The organism is Streptomyces montanisoli (assembly GCF_017813245.1).
GTDB lineage: Bacteria > Actinomycetota > Actinomycetes > Streptomycetales > Streptomycetaceae > Streptomyces > Streptomyces montanisoli.
The window spans coordinates 1-15,272 of the sequence record NZ_JAGIQL010000149.1 but is presented as its reverse complement, the minus strand read 5'-3'; the positions used below and the strand labels follow the sequence as shown (position 1 = coordinate 15,272).

Genomic DNA, 15,272 nt, shown 5'->3' with positions numbered 1-15,272 from the left:
GGCCAGGACGCGACTCTGAGGGCCGCCAGGGCGGCGGCCGCGGCCCTGCGGCGCGCCGGACGGTCGGCCGAGGTGGTGCCCGTGCTGCGGCAGCGGCGCCGCGTCGCGGACCAGGCGGGGCTCGACCCGAGCGGGCGCAGGGCCAATCTGGCGGGGGCGCTCGAGGTCGTCAGGAACGGACCGCGCCTGCTCGCCCGGGGGCACGTCGTCCTGGTCGACGACGTCATGACGACGGGCGTCTCGCTCGCGGATGCGGCCCGCGCGGTGGACACGGCGTGCCGCCGAGAGGCCGGGACCCGGGCGGTACGGACGGTGCGCGGTGACCTGTCGGCGGCCGTGATCGCGGCACCCCGGCCGTCCTTCGAAATAAACCGGAATTGACTGGTTACTTGCGAGATTGCAGGTAACGAGGAAGGAAAAACACCTGAACGGAGGTGCCTGCCGGTACCGGGTGCCGATACCCCCCTCAGAGAGCTATGTTCGGTTGTGAGGAACGGTGAGAGCCGCGACTCGGTGAAAGCACCGCTATGGTTCGGCGTTTTCGGAGAACCTCCGACGGGCACGGGTGGGGATCATGCCCTCGGGGGAGGAGGAGGTGAAAGTCGCCAAGTCCGAGGCTCCGGTGGCTGCCGGGGCCTGGTGCAACAAGGGGCGCCTTCGCAGCGAGGCGGGGGTGCTCCGGGAACGGAGTTCTGCGTGGACATCGTCGTCAAGGGCCGCAAGACAGAAGTGCCGGAGCGGTTCCGCAAGCACGTGGCCGAGAAGCTGAAGCTGGAGAAGATCCAGAAGCTCGACGGCAAGGTGATCAGCCTCGACGTCGAGGTGTCCAAGGAACACAACCCGCGCCAGGCGGACCGCTGCGACCGGGTGGAGATCACGCTCCGCTCCCGCGGGCCCGTCATCCGCGCGGAGGCGTCCGCGGCGGACCCGTACGCGGCGCTCGACCTCGCCACGGGCAAGCTGGAGGCCCGTCTGCGCAAGCAGCACGAGAAGCGCCACAACCGCCGCGGGGCCGGGAGGCTCCCCGCCGCCGTCGTGGCCGACCACGTGCCGGGCGTGGCGGAGTACAGCATGAACGGCGCCGCGGGGCACCAGGAGGACGAGGCCGCGGTACGCACCACCAGGATGGGGTCGCTCGAGGTGCAGGGCGACGGCCCCCTGGTGGTGAGGGAGAAGAACCACGTGGCCGCGCCCATGACACTCGACCAGGCGATGGAGGAGATGGAGCTCGTCGGCCACGACTTCTACCTGTTCGTGGACTCCGACACGAAGGAACCCAGCGTCGTCTACCGGCGCCACGCCTACGACTACGGCGTCATCCACCTCAGGACCGATCCGCTGGCCGAGCGCGAGAGCGGCGGCGCCGGCGGGGCTCTCGGCGGCTGAGCGCCTGAGACCGGACGGCAGGTGCGGTGCCCCCGAGGATCCGAACAGGTTCTCGGGGGCACGCCCGTGCGACATGGTGATCCCCGAGGACGGGTCCCGGCATGGAATCATGGCAGGGCAGGCCAACGCGGCTTGGACGAGCAGCGGTTGGCCGTCACAGCGACTTGGGGCCACGGCCTTCAGGGGGAGGAACGATGGCGGAGGGCTTCGGTCCGGTACTGGGAGCGCGCGGCGCCGGAGGCCCGGCCGAGTGCGCCGAGCCCGAGGACAGCGACGACTGCGGCGCTCCCGCGAAGGAGCCGATCCGGGTCCTCGTCGTCGACGACCACGCCCTCTTCCGCCGCGGGCTCGAGATCGTCCTCGCCCAGGAGGAGGACATCGAGGTCGTGGGCGAGGCCGGGGACGGGGCCGAAGCCGTCGACAAGGCCGCCGACCTGCTGCCCGACATCGTGCTGATGGATGTCCGCATGCCGCGGCGCGGCGGCATCGAGGCGTGCACGTCGATCAAGGAGGTGGCACCGAGCGCGCGGATCATCATGCTGACGATCAGCGACGAGGAGGCCGACCTCTACGACGCGATCAAGGCGGGCGCGACCGGCTACCTGCTCAAGGAGATCTCGACCGACGAGGTCTCCACCGCGATTCGCGCCGTCGCCGACGGGCAGTCCCAGATCAGCCCGTCCATGGCGGCCAAGCTCCTCACCGAGTTCAAGTCGATGATCCAGCGCACCGACGAGCGCAGGCTCGTGCCCGCGCCCCGGCTGACGGAGCGCGAGCTGGAGGTGCTCAAGCTCGTGGCCACCGGGATGAACAACCGCGACATCGCCAAGGAGCTGTTCATCTCGGAGAACACCGTGAAGAACCACGTGCGCAACATCCTGGAGAAACTGCAGCTGCACTCCAGGATGGAGGCCGTGGTCTACGCCATGCGCGAGAAGATCCTCGAGATTCGCTGATCCTCAGGCGACCGCGCGGGACAGCTCCGCCGCGAGGTTCGGATCGTCCACGCGCTCGATCCGCACCGCGTCGCAGCCGACCCACTCGGCCGCCTCGCGCAGCGCCCGGGCCATGGGCGCCACCGCCTTCGCGCCGTCGAGCGAGACCTGCCGGGCCACCAGCGTCCTGCCGGAGCGCGCCGGGTCGACCCGGCCGACGAGCCTGCCGCCCGCCAGCAGCGGCATCGCGTAGTAGCCGTGTATCCGCTTCGGCTTCGGCACGTACGCCTCGAGACGGTGCGTGAAAGCGAAGATCCGCTGGGTGCGGGCCCGCTCCCAGATCAGCGAGTCGAACGGCGACAGCAGCGCCGTACGGTGCCGGCCGCGGGCCGTGGCCGCGAGGGCGTCGGGGTCCGCCCAGGCCGGCCTGCCCCACCCCTGCACCGTCACGGGGACAAGGCCGGAGTCGGCGATGACCGCGTCGACCTGTTCCGCCTTGAGGCGGTGGTAGTCGGCGATGTCCGCGCGGGTGCCCACCCCGAGTGCCTTGCCCGCGAGCCGGACGAGGGGGCGAAGGCACTCCTGCTCGCTCAGGTCGTCATGGAGCAGCTCCGCGGGCACGGCGCGCTCCGCCAGGTCGTACACCCGCTTCCAGCCGCGCCTGCCCGTGCACACGACCTCGCCGTACATCAGGGCCCGCTCCACGGCGATCTTCGCGTCCGACCAGTCCCACCACGGGCCGCCGTTCTTCGCGCCGCCCAATTCCGTGGCCGTCAGGGGGCCCTTGTCGCGCAGCTGCGCGATGACCGTCTCGTACGCGCCGCCCGCGAGCTCGTGGTTCCAGTGCGGGCGGTCACGGTAGGCGCGGCGGCGGAACGCGAACAGCGGCCACTCCTCGATGGGCAGCACGCACGCCGCATGCGACCAGTACTCGAACGCGTGCGGCACCGGGGAGGGCGCGCCGGGCGGCGCCGGGGCCCAGTACGCCTTCTCGACGGCCTCACGGCCGACAGGGCCGAGACGCGCGTACGCCACGAGCTCGTGCGAGCGCGCCAGCACGGAGATCGTGTCCAGCTGGACGGCGCCGAGGGCGCGCAGGACACCGCGCACGCCGCCGCGGCGGTCGGGCGCGCCGATGAATCCCTGCGCGCGCAGCGCGATGCGGCGGGCTTCGGCCGCGGACAGCTCGGTGGTCGCGGGTGGGGCGGTCGTCATGCTCGGCAATCTAGACCGCGGCACTGACAATTCCCTCCGGCCAGCGCTGCCGGCGCTTGCGTCGTGGCGCCTCAGGCGCTCGCTCGCTGGGCCGGCAGGTAGGCGTGGGCGGATGCGAGCCCGAGGTCGGACGGGAGCAGGGAGCCGATCCACAGGTCCCTGAGGGTGCCGCGGCTGAGCAGGGCGGCCCGCAGCGTGCCCTCCCACACGAATCCCGCCTTCTCCGCGACGGCCCTGGAGGCGTTGTTGCCCCTCTCGGCCCGCCATTCCAGGCGGTCGACGCCCTGCGCGAAGGCCCAGCGGGCGAGCGCGCCGACCGTCTCCGCGGTGTAGCCGCGGCCGCGGTGCTCGGCCGCCGTCCAGTAGCCGATCTCCCACGCCTCGGTACGAGGCTGCAGATTGGCCGCGCCGATCAGGGGGCCGCCACCGCGCGGAAAGACGCCGAAGGTGTAGACGGTGTCCGTCCGCCACCCCTCGGGGACGACCTGTTCGACGAAGTACTCCGCGTGCTGTCGCTCGTACGGTGAGGGTATGGGCACCCAGCGCTGGATGTCGGGGTCCTGGCAGACGGCGTGCACGGCCTCGATGTCGGCGCTGACCAGCGCGCGCAGTTCGAGACGGTCGGAGCTGATCCTCAACGGGTCCATGGGCCGATTCTCCTCGTCCGACCGTGTCGAGGCTCACGATTTAGCGGCCCGCCCGGCACCTTGGAGGGCGCCCGCGCGTTCTCCATGGCGGGTGCCGGCGGCCCCCGCACCGCTGCGGCCCTCCCGGCGCGGGCCTGTCCTCGCTTACGATGGCCGATGCGGTCGGGCACGGCTGCCCGCGCCCGCGCCCCGTACACGACCCAGTGCCAGGCCGACCGGCAAGGAGACCAGCCTCAGTGTCCGTCTTCAACAAGCTCATGCGTGCAGGCGAAGGCAAGATCCTGCGCAAACTGCACCGCATCGCGGACCAGGTCAACTCCATCGAAGAGGACTTCGTCAACCTCTCCGACGCCGAGTTGCGCGCTCTCACGGACGAGTACAAGGAGCGCTTCGCCGAGGGCGAGAGCCTCGACGACCTGCTGCCCGAGGCGTTCGCGACCGTCCGCGAGGCGGCCAAGCGCGTGCTCGGCCAGCGCCACTACGACGTGCAGATCATGGGCGGCGCGTCCCTGCACCTGGGGTACGTGTCCGAGATGAAGACCGGTGAGGGCAAGACGCTCGTCGGCACGCTGCCCGCGTACCTGAACGCGCTGTCCGGCAAGGGCGTGCACCTGATCACGGTGAACGACTACCTGGCCGAGCGCGACTCGGAGCTGATGGGCCGCGTCCACAAGTTCCTCGGCCTCACCGTCGGCTGCATCCTGGCGAACATGACGCCCGCCCAGCGCCGTGAGCAGTACAACTGCGACATCACGTACGGCACGAACAACGAGTTCGGCTTCGACTACCTGCGCGACAACATGGCGTGGTCGAGGGACGAGCTGGTCCAGCGCGGGCACAACTACGCGATCGTCGACGAGGTCGACTCCATCCTCGTCGACGAGGCCCGTACGCCGCTGATCATCTCGGGCCCCGCCGACCAGGCGACGAAGTGGTACGGCGACTTCGCCAAGCTGGTCCTCAGGCTCACCAAGGGCGAGGCGGGCAACCAGCTCAAGGGCATCGAGGAGACCGGCGACTACGAGGTCGACGAGAAGAAGCGCACGGTCGCCATCCACGAGCCCGGCGTGACCAAGGTCGAGGACTGGCTGGGGATCGACAACCTGTACGAGTCGGTGAACACGCCGCTCGTCGGTTACCTGAACAACGCGATCAAGGCCAAGGAGCTCTTCAAGAAGGACAAGGACTACGTCGTCATCGACGGCGAGGTCATGATCGTCGACGAGCACACCGGCCGTATCCTCGCCGGCCGCCGCTACAACGAGGGCATGCACCAGGCGATCGAGGCGAAGGAAGGGGTGGACATCAAGGACGAGAACCAGACACTCGCGACGATCACCCTGCAGAACTTCTTCCGCCTGTACGACAAGCTCTCCGGCATGACCGGTACGGCCATGACCGAGGCCGCGGAGTTCCACCAGATCTACAAGCTCGGCGTCGTGCCCATCCCGACGAACAAGCCCATGATCCGCGCGGACCAGTCGGACCTGATCTACCGCACCGAGGTCGCGAAGTTCGCCGCCGTCGTCGACGACATCGAGGAGAAGCACGACAAGGGTCAGCCGATCCTCGTCGGCACGACCTCCGTCGAGAAGTCCGAGTACCTCTCGCAGCAGCTCAACAAGCGCGGCATCCAGCACGAGGTGCTGAACGCGAAGCAGCACGACCGCGAGGCGCCGATCATCGCCCAGGCGGGGCGCAAGGGCGCCGTCACCGTCGCGACGAACATGGCCGGACGTGGTACGGACATCAAGCTGGGCGGCAACCCCGACGACCTGGCCGAGGCGGAGCTGCGCCAGCGCGGCCTCGACCCCGTCGAGCACGTCGAGGAGTGGGCCGCGGCGCTTCCGGCCGCCCTGGAGAAGGCCGAGGAGGCCGTCAGGGCCGAGTTCGAGGAGGTCACGGGCCTCGGCGGGCTGTACGTGCTGGGCACCGAGCGCCACGAGTCGCGCCGCATCGACAACCAGCTGCGCGGCCGTTCCGGCCGCCAGGGCGACCCGGGCGAGTCCCGCTTCTACCTGTCACTGGGCGACGACCTGATGCGGCTGTTCAAGGCCCAGATGGTCGAGCGCGTGATGTCGATGGCCAACGTGCCGGACGACGTGCCGATCGAGAACAAGATGGTGACGCGCGCGATCGCGTCCGCGCAGTCGCAGGTCGAGCAGCAGAACTTCGAGACGCGTAAGAACGTCCTCAAGTACGACGAGGTGCTCAACCGCCAGCGCGAGGTCATCTACGGCGAGCGCCGGCGGGTCCTGGAGGGCGAGGACCTGCAGGAGCAGGTCACGCACTTCATGGACGACACGATCGACGCCTACATCCAGGCGGAGACCGTCGAGGGGTTCGCGGAGGAGTGGGACCTCGACCGCCTGTGGGGCGCGTTCAAGCAGCTCTACCCGGTGAAGGTCACCGTCGAGGAGCTCGAGGAGGACGCGGGCGACCGCGCGGGCCTGACCGCCGAGTTCATCGGCGAGTCGATCAAGGACGACATCCACGAGCAGTACGAGCAGCGTGAGAGCCAGCTCGGCTCGGACATCATGCGCGAGCTGGAGCGGCGCGTGGTGCTCTCGGTGCTCGACCGCAAGTGGCGCGAGCACCTCTACGAGATGGACTACCTCCAGGAGGGCATCGGCCTGAGGGCCATGGCGCAGAAGGACCCGCTGGTCGAGTACCAGCGCGAGGGCTTCGACATGTTCAACGCCATGATGGAGGGCATCAAGGAGGAGTCCGTCGGCTACCTGTTCAACCTGGAGGTCCAGGTCGAGCAACAGGTCGAGGAGGTTGAGCTGCCCGCGCAGGACGCCGCGGCGGCGGACGCCGAGCCGACGTCGCTGGTCAAGGAGGAGCCGGTGGCCGCCGGCGCGCGCCCCGAGATCCACGCGAAGGGCCTGGAGTCGCCGCAGCGTCCCGACCGGCTGCGGTTCTCGGCGCCGTCGGTGGACGGAGAGGGCGGCGTGGTCGAGGGCGAGTTCGAGCACGAGCCGGCCGGCGGCCCGACGCGTTCGACGGCGGACGGCATGACGCGCGCGGAGCGCCGCAAGGCGCAGCGCGGCGGCGGCCGCCGCCGCAAGAAGTAGGGAAGCCGGCGAAGGGATCGGTCAGGGGCGCGCGCCGCACGGTGCGCGCCCCTGACCATGCCCGCCGCCCGAAGGCCGTCAGCATCGTCAGGACGTCAGGCGTCGTCGCGGGTGACGCGTGCACCCCCGATCTCCACCGCCGCGCAGCGCCATCTGCGGTCCGCGCCCTGCTCGAGGCGGAAGGCCATCGCGCGTACGCGCGCGCCGGACGCGATGCTCGCGTACGCCTCGACCACGCCGGAGCACGGCCTGAAGCCGCGGCAGCGGCGCACGACGGGCCTGCGGTGTCCCGCGGCGGCGCCCAGCGGGGCGCCCGGCGCGAGCCTGACGAGCTGTTCGTACGCCTCGCCCACCGTCCACCCCAGCATCCAGTGGACCGGGCGTGCGCCGCTGAGCACGGCGAGCAGGCGCTCCGCGAAGAGGTCCTGCGGAGGCAGGACGACGTCGGGACGGCGCACGGCGCGCCCCGCGCCCGGGCCGCGCGGGTCACGCCTGCCAGGCGGCCGCCTGGTGCCGATGACGCGTGCCGCGGCGGCGTCGCCCTCCGCCGTACCGCGCGCGGTACGCGCGGACGCGCTCCTGCCCGGCGCCGTGCGTGTCGATGTGGTCATGCAGATCGCCCCCGTTCTGCCGCCGACCGTCATACCGGTCGGTAACTTTGTGTTGCGCTTCTTTTACGGCGAGTGATCACCTCGGTGCAAGGGGTTCGTCACCGCGCGGCGGCGCGGCGACCGTCACACGGTCGAGTGAACGCGTGGCGGGTGAGGGGCGGAACCGCGCGTCCGCCCGCGTCCCCGTCGCGACGCGCGGTGGACGCGGGGCCACCGGCAGCGTCACCCCCAGGGAGGACACCCGCACGTATCCTTGATGCGCCTCCGACTACGAAAGCGGTCACCCCATGCGCGTCTACGTCCCCCTGACCCTGCCCGGCCTCGCCGAGGCGTACGGGAAGGGCGAGCTGGGCCCCGGGCCGTTCACGGCCTACGCGGTGACGCCCGAGCTGCGCGAGTGGTACGTGTCCGACGACATCGAGGAGCTGGAGTACGCGGCGCTCAACCGGGCCGCCGCCGCCTCGCTGCGCGCCCTGGCCACCGACCCCGCCCTGCCGCGCCGGCGCGTGGTCGTCGCTGCCGACGTGGCCGACCGCGACGCCGAGGTCGACCCCGACCGCGGCCTCGGTGGCGGTTTCGTCGGCGAGGTCAGGATCACCGCCGCCGTCCCGCTGTCCAAGGCCGCCGCCGTGCACGTCGACGCGGACGACGCGCACGACGACGTGTCCGCGGCCGCGGCCGCGCTCGGCGCCGCGGACCAGGGCGACGACGACGCCCAGTTCACGGTCGACGGGGCCGAGGACCACGAGCTGCTCTGGTACGGCGTCCAGGAGATCCCCGGCCTGATCGCCTGACGGAGGCCGGGCGGCCCGCCGCTGTCAGACCCCGCGAGTACGGTTTTCGCCATGGGGAAGCCACACGCACATCTCGTCTGGGACTGGAACGGCACGCTCTTCGACGACATCGACGCGGTCCTCGGGGCGACCAACGCGTCGTTCGCGGAGATCGGCCTCGAACCGCTCACGCTGGAGCGCTACCGGGAGCTGTACTGCGTGCCGGTGCCGGTGTTCTACGAGCGGCTGGTCGGGCGGCGCCCGACCGATGCCGAGTGGCATGTGATGGATGACACGTTCCATCGCCACTACACGGCCCGCAGGGCGGCGTGCGGCCTCGCCGAGGGCGCGGCGGAACTGCTCGCCCAGTGGTCGCTCGCGGGCCGCTCCCAGTCGCTGTGCAGCCTCTTCGCGCACGAGGAACTGGTGCCCGTGGTGGGCGGGTTCGGCATCGAGCGGCACTTCGTGCGGGTCGACGGGCGGACAGGGCCCTCGGGCGTCAGCAAGTCCGAGCAGATGGCCCGGCACGTCGAGGCGCTGGCCGCGTCCGGTGCCGTCTCCGCGGCGCACACGGTCGTCATCGGCGACGCGCTGGACGACGCGGTCGCCGCGCGGCATGTGGGCGCGCGGGCGGTGCTCTACACGGGTGGTTCCAACAGCAGGGCCGGCCTCTCGACGGCCGGGGTGCCCGTCGTGGACACGCTGGCTGAGGCGGTCGAGACGGCGTACGCGCTGGTGGGGTGAGGTGAGAGGGCCCTCCGACGGGCCGAGGAGGGAGGCGCGGTCATGTCGGGTCCCCGACTGTCCGTGACGGCCGCGCCGGCCGCACTGGCCGTGGTGTCGAAGTGCCGGCCGGGTTTTGTACACATGCGGCTCGTGACGACTGCCCCTTTCCGCGAGATAGGGTCGTTGCGTGATCAGCGCGATATGCGGAGAGGGCTCGGCCCCCTGCAAGCGCCCGGAGCGCCATGGCGGCCGGGCGATCGCTGCTTCTTGTGATCCGGGCGCGCGACCCTTTGTGGCCGATTTCGTCACGGACATCTCTCATCGCGGCATAACGTCGACCTCGACCGGAAACACCGCGTCGTGGCGTTGTGTCGGTACGTTCACCTACGTCACGCAATGGCGCGCGACAGGAGCCAGAGGACATGCAGACCAAGCTGGACGAAGCCAAGGCCGAGCTGCTCGCTCGGGCGGCAAGGGTCGCTGAAGACGGCCCGGCAGGGCAGACCGCGGGCCTGGGAGGCCAGCGGCCGGACGGCGAGGGCGCCGGGGCCGGCAGCGGTGGCGAGCCGGACCGTGACACGCTTCTCGCGTACCTCCAGCGCTATTACCTGCACACCGCGCCCGAGGATCTGGCCGACCGTGACCCGGTCGACGTCTTCGGCGCCGCGATCTCGCACTACCGGCTCGCGGAGAACCGGCCGCAGGGCACGGCGAACGTGCGGGTGCACACGCCGACGGTGGAGGAGAACGGCTGGACGTCGCCGCACTCCGTCGTCGAGGTGGTCACCGACGACATGCCCTTCCTCGTCGACTCGGTCACCACCGAGCTCACCCGCCAGGGCAGCGGCATCCACGTCGTCATCCACCCGCAGATCGCCGTGCGCCGTGACGTGACCGGCAAGCTGATCGAGGTCCTGCCCGACGGCACGAGGCCCGACGGCACGGCCGACGCGGACCGGGTCCACGACGCGCACATCGAGTCCTGGATCCACGTCGAGATCGACCGCGAGACCGACCGCGACGACCTCCACCAGATCACCAGCGACCTGCTGCGCGTCCTGTCCGACGTGCGCGAGGCCGTCGAGGACTGGGAGAAGATGCGCGCCGCCGCCGTGCGCATCGCCGACGAGCTGCCCGGCGAGCCCACCGCGGGCGACCTGCGCGACGAGGAGATCGACGAGGCGCGCGAGCTGCTGCGCTGGCTCGCCGCCGACCACTTCACCTTCCTCGGCTACCGCGAGTACGAGCTCATGGACGGGGACGCGCTCACCGCCGTCCCCGGCACCGGCCTCGGCATCCTGCGCGCCGACCCGCGCCACGGCGAGGACGAGGACCACCCGGCGAGCCCGTCCTTCAGCCGGCTGCCCGCCGACGCGCGCGCGAAGGCCCGCGAGCACAAGCTGCTCATCCTCACCAAGGCCAACAGCCGCTCCACGGTGCACCGCCCCAGCTACCTCGACTACATCGGCGTGAAGAAGTTCGACGCCGAGGGCAACGTCACCGGCGAGCGCCGCTTCCTCGGCCTGTTCTCCTCCGCCGCGTACACCGAGTCCGTGCGCCGCGTGCCCGTGGTGCGCCGCAAGGTCGCCGAGGTCCTCGACGGCGCCGGCTTCTCGCCCAGCAGCCACGACGGCCGCGACCTCCTGCAGATCATGGAGACGTACCCGCGCGACGAGCTGTTCCAGACGCCCGCCGACCGGCTGCGCTCCATCACCACCAGCGTCCTGTACCTCCAGGAGCGCCGCCGGCTGCGGCTCTACCTGCGCCAGGACGAGTACGGGCGCTACTACTCGGCGCTCGTCTACCTGCCGCGCGACCGCTACACGACCGCGGTCAGGCTGAGGCTGATCGACATCCTCAAGGAGGAGCTCGGCGGCATCAGCGTCGACTTCACGGCCTGGAACACCGAGTCCGTGCTCTCCCGCCTGCACTTCGTGATCAGGGTGCAGCCGGGCACGGAGCTCACCGAGCTGACCGACACCGACGCGGACCGCATCGAGGCCCGGCTCGTCGAGGCCACGCGCTCCTGGGCCGACGGCTTCTCCGACGCGCTCAACGCCGAGTGCGGCGAGGAGCACGCGGCCGAGCTGCTGCGCCGCTGGGGAGGCTCCTTCCCCGAGGGCTACAAGGCCGACCACTCGCCGCGCGCCGCGGTGGCCGACCTGGTGCACCTGGAGGCGCTGGACGAGGGCGAGAAGGAGTTCGCGCTCTCCCTGTACGAGCCGGTCGGCGCCGCGCCCGACGAGCGCCGCTTCAAGATCTACCGGACGGGGGAGCAGGTCTCCCTCACGGCGGTGCTGCCCGTCCTGCAGCAGCTCGGCGTCGAGGTCGTCGACGAACGGCCCTACGAGCTGCGCTGCTCCGACCGCACGCGCGCGTGGATCTACGACTTCGGCCTGCGGATGCCCGCACCCGAGAGCGGCGGCGGGCTCGCCGCCGACGACGTGCGCACCCGCTTCCAGGAGGCGTTCGCCGCCGTCTGGACGGGGGCCGCGGAGAACGACGGGTTCAACGCGCTCGTCCTGGCGGCCGGGCTCACCTGGCGGCAGGCGATGGTGCTGCGCGCGTACGCCAAGTACCTGCGCCAGTCGGCCGCCACGTTCAGCCAGGACTACATGGAGGACACGTTCCGCCACAACGTCCACACGGCGCGGCTGCTCGTCTCGCTCTTCGAGGCACGCATGTCGCCCGGCCGCCAGAACGCGGGCATCGAGCTCGTCGAGGCGCTCAGGGAGGAGCTGGACGCGGCTCTCGACCAGGTCGTCAGCCTCGACGAGGACCGCATCCTGCGCTCGTTCCACAGCCTGATCAAGGCCACGCTGCGGACGAACTTCTTCCAGCGCACGCCGGACGGCGGCCACCACGACTACGTGTCGATGAAGGTCGACCCGCAGGCGATCCCCGACCTGCCGGCGCCCCGCCCCGCCTTCGAGATCTGGGTGTACTCGCCGCGCGTCGAGGGCGTGCACCTGCGGTTCGGCAAGGTCGCGCGCGGCGGCCTGCGCTGGTCCGACCGGCGCGAGGACTTCCGCACGGAGATCCTCGGCCTGGTCAAGGCGCAGATGGTGAAGAACACCGTCATCGTGCCCGTGGGCGCCAAGGGCGGGTTCGTCGCCAAGCAGCTGCCCGACCCCGCGGCCGACCGTGACGCCTGGCTGGCCGAGGGCATCGCCTCGTACAAGATCTTCATCTCGGCGCTGCTCGACATCACGGACAACCTGGTGGGCGGCGAGGTCGTGCCGCCGAAGGACGTCGTGCGGCACGACGGCGACGACACGTACCTGGTCGTCGCCGCCGACAAGGGCACGGCGAGCTTCTCCGACATCGCCAACGAGGTCGCCGTCTCCTACGACTTCTGGCTGGGCGACGCGTTCGCCTCCGGCGGCAGCGCGGGCTACGACCACAAGGGCATGGGCATCACGGCGCGCGGCGCCTGGGAGTCCGTCGAGCGGCACTTCCGCGAGCTCGGCCACGACACCCAGACCGAGGACTTCACCGTCGTCGGCGTCGGCGACATGTCAGGTGACGTCTTCGGCAACGGCATGCTGCTGTCGGAGCACATCAGGCTCGTCGCGGCCTTCGACCACCGGCACGTCTTCATCGACCCGACGCCGGACGCGGAGACCTCCTACGCGGAGCGCCGCCGCCTCTACGAGCTGCCGCGGTCCTCCTGGGCCGACTACGACACGAGCCTGCTCTCCGCGGGCGGCGGCATCCACCCGCGCACCGCGAAGTCGATCCCGATCAACGCGCGCGTGCGGGAGGCGCTCGGCATCGAGGAGCAGGTCACGAAGCTGACCCCGGCCGACCTGATGCAGGCGATCCTCAAGGCCCCGGTCGACCTGGTGTGGAACGGCGGCATCGGCACGTACGTCAAGGCCACCACGGAGACCAACGCCGACGTCGGCGACAAGGCGAACGACGCCATCCGCGTCAACGGCGAGGACGTGCGCGCGAAGGTCATCGGCGAGGGCGGCAACCTCGGCCTGACCCAGCTCGGCCGCATCGAGTTCGCCCGGCTCGGCTCCGGCGGCTCGGGCGGCAAGGTCAACACCGACGCCATCGACAACAGCGCGGGCGTCGACACCTCCGACCACGAGGTGAACATCAAGATCCTCCTCAACGGCCTCGTGACCGAGGGGGACATGACCGTCAAGCAGCGCAACAAGCTGCTCGCGGAGATGACCGACGAGGTCGGCGCGCTGGTGCTGCGCAACAACTACGCGCAGAACACGACCCTCGCCGCGGCCGTCACGCAGTCGGCCAGCATGCTCCACGCCCACATGCGGTTCATGCGCCGGCTCGAGCGCGAGGGCCACCTCGATCGGGACATCGAGTTCCTGCCGCACGACCGGCAGATCCGCGAGCTGCTCAACGCGGAGAGGGGCCTCACCCAGCCGGAACTCGCCGTGCTCCTCGCGTACACGAAGATCACCGTCGCGGAGGAACTGATCGCGACGAGCCTGCCGGACGACGCGTACCTGCTGAAGCTGCTGCACGCGTACTTCCCCGCGCAGCTGCGCGACAGCTTCGCGGAGCAGATCGATGCCCACGCGCTGCACCGCGAGATCATCACCACGGTGCTCGTCAACGACACCGTCAACATGGGTGGCTCGACCTTCCTGCACCGGCTGCGTGAGGAGACGGGCGCGTCCACGGAAGAGGTCATCAGGGCGCACACGGCGGCCAGGGAGATCTTCGGCCTCGGCGCCGTCTGGGACGCGGTGGAGGACCTCGACAACACCGTCGCCGCCGATGTGCAGACGCAGATCAGGCTGCACTCCAGGCGGCTCGTCGAGCGTGCGACGCGCTGGCTGCTCGGCAACCGTCCGCAGCCGCTGGAGATCGCCGACACCATCGCCTTCTTCTCGGACGGCGTGGAGCGCGTGTGGTCGCAGCTGCCGACGCTGCTGCTCGGCACGGAGCACGAGTGGTTCGACACGATCGAGGAGCGGATGACCGGCGCGGGCGTGCCGAAGGAGTTCGCGACGCGCGTCGCGGGCTTCTCCTCGGTGTTCCCGGCGCTGGACATCGTGGCGATCGCGGACCGCACGGGCAAGGACGCGCTCACCGTCGCCGAGGTCTACTACGACCTCGGCGACCGGCTGCTGATCACGGAGCTGATGGACCGCATCCTCGAACTGCCGCGCACGGACCGCTGGAAGTCCATGGCGCGCGCCTCGATCCGCGAGGACCTCTACTCGGCGCACGCGTCGCTCACGGCGGACGTGCTGGCGTTCGGCGAGGACGGGGCGAGCCCGAAGGAGCGCTTCGAGGCGTGGGAGGAGAAGAACGCGGCGATCCTGGCGCGTTCGCGCAACACGCTGGAGGAGATCCAGGGGTCCGACTCGTTCGACCTGGCGAACCTGTCCGTGGCCATGCGCACGATGCGGACGCTGCTGCGCACACACAGCTGAGGCACTCAGGGGGGGCGTTGCGGCCATCGGGCCGCAACGCCCCTCCCGCGCGTACGCGCGCCCAGGGGCGCGTCGGGCGGCCGTGCCCGTGTGTGTCGGATCGTGTCACCCATGCGCCCTTGCGCCGCCGCAGGCCGGTAGGCACCGGACGGCCCTGACCGGACGGCCCTGACCGTCGAGGCAGCGCGTCGGTGCGTCCGCCGGGGCTGCTCCTGGGCGCCGGCCGGGCCCCAGGCCTGCCCGCGAGACGGGCCTGCCCGTGAGGCGTCAGGCCAAGGGCCGCGGCCGGCCCTAATCCGAAGAGCACTCCTCTCAACTCCTGTCTTCGATGTATCTCGGTTGCCGTCTTCTCCTTGGAAAAAAGGGGGGGGGGGGGGGGGGGGGGGGGGGGGGGGGGGGGGGGGGGGGGGGGGGGGGGGGGGGGGGGGGGGGGGGGGGGGGGGGGGGGGGGGGGGGGGGGGGGGGGGAGGGGGGGGGGGGGGGGG

The 15,272-nt window shown here is 71.1% G+C and carries 10 protein-coding genes; 7 read left to right on the top strand and 3 right to left on the bottom strand.

Features of this window, described 5'->3' with window-relative positions:
• From JFN87_RS26555 to JFN87_RS26545, 3 genes are all read left to right on the top strand, one after another.
• A partial coding sequence (locus JFN87_RS26555) for a ComF family protein (protein ID WP_372449289.1) occupies window positions 1-381 on the top strand: 381 nt, incomplete at its 5' end.
• A gap of 315 nt (window positions 382-696) precedes the next feature.
• Complete coding sequence (gene hpf / locus JFN87_RS26550) at window positions 697-1,386, top strand: ribosome hibernation-promoting factor, HPF/YfiA family (protein WP_307865605.1); 690 nt, start codon at window positions 697-699, stop codon at window positions 1,384-1,386.
• Between the two features lie 194 nt (window positions 1,387-1,580).
• Window positions 1,581-2,342: a response regulator gene (locus JFN87_RS26545; RefSeq protein ID WP_209343886.1), complete on the top strand. Its 762-nt coding sequence runs from the start codon at window positions 1,581-1,583 to the stop codon at window positions 2,340-2,342.
• A gap of 3 nt (window positions 2,343-2,345) precedes the next feature.
• Here the strand turns inward: JFN87_RS26545 and JFN87_RS26540 are convergent, their stop codons facing one another.
• Window positions 2,346-3,536: a winged helix-turn-helix domain-containing protein gene (locus tag JFN87_RS26540; RefSeq protein WP_209343884.1), complete on the bottom strand. Its 1,191-nt coding sequence runs from the start codon at window positions 3,534-3,536 to the stop codon at window positions 2,346-2,348.
• A 71-nt stretch (window positions 3,537-3,607) separates the two neighbouring features.
• Window positions 3,608-4,183, bottom strand: a complete 576-nt coding sequence (locus JFN87_RS26535; RefSeq protein WP_209343882.1) for a GNAT family N-acetyltransferase — start codon at window positions 4,181-4,183, stop codon at window positions 3,608-3,610.
• A 236-nt stretch (window positions 4,184-4,419) separates the two neighbouring features.
• Between JFN87_RS26535 and secA the strand changes: the two genes are divergently transcribed.
• Entirely contained in the window at window positions 4,420-7,260 is a 2,841-nt protein-coding gene (gene secA, locus JFN87_RS26530) for a preprotein translocase subunit SecA (protein ID WP_209343880.1), read from the top strand.
• A gap of 95 nt (window positions 7,261-7,355) precedes the next feature.
• On the opposite strand, the gene JFN87_RS26525 is transcribed toward secA, so the two are convergent.
• On the bottom strand, window positions 7,356-7,871 hold the full coding sequence (locus JFN87_RS26525) for an Rv3235 family protein (protein WP_245181727.1): 516 nt from the start codon (window positions 7,869-7,871) through the stop codon (window positions 7,356-7,358).
• A gap of 287 nt (window positions 7,872-8,158) precedes the next feature.
• Here JFN87_RS26525 and JFN87_RS26520 point away from each other — a divergent pair, with 287 nt between their 5' ends.
• The 3 genes from JFN87_RS26520 (at window position 8,159) to JFN87_RS26510 (ending at window position 14,787) form a co-directional block, all read left to right on the top strand.
• Window positions 8,159-8,665, top strand: coding sequence for a DUF6912 family protein (locus JFN87_RS26520; protein ID WP_209343878.1), 507 nt, complete (start codon window positions 8,159-8,161; stop codon window positions 8,663-8,665).
• 51 nt (window positions 8,666-8,716) lie between these two features.
• Complete coding sequence (locus tag JFN87_RS26515; protein ID WP_209343875.1) at window positions 8,717-9,388, top strand: HAD family hydrolase; 672 nt, start codon at window positions 8,717-8,719, stop codon at window positions 9,386-9,388.
• Window positions 9,389-9,792: 404 nt separating this feature from the next.
• Window positions 9,793-14,787: an NAD-glutamate dehydrogenase gene (locus JFN87_RS26510; RefSeq protein ID WP_209343873.1), complete on the top strand. Its 4,995-nt coding sequence runs from the start codon at window positions 9,793-9,795 to the stop codon at window positions 14,785-14,787.
• The last annotated feature ends 485 nt before the right edge of the window (window positions 14,788-15,272 follow it).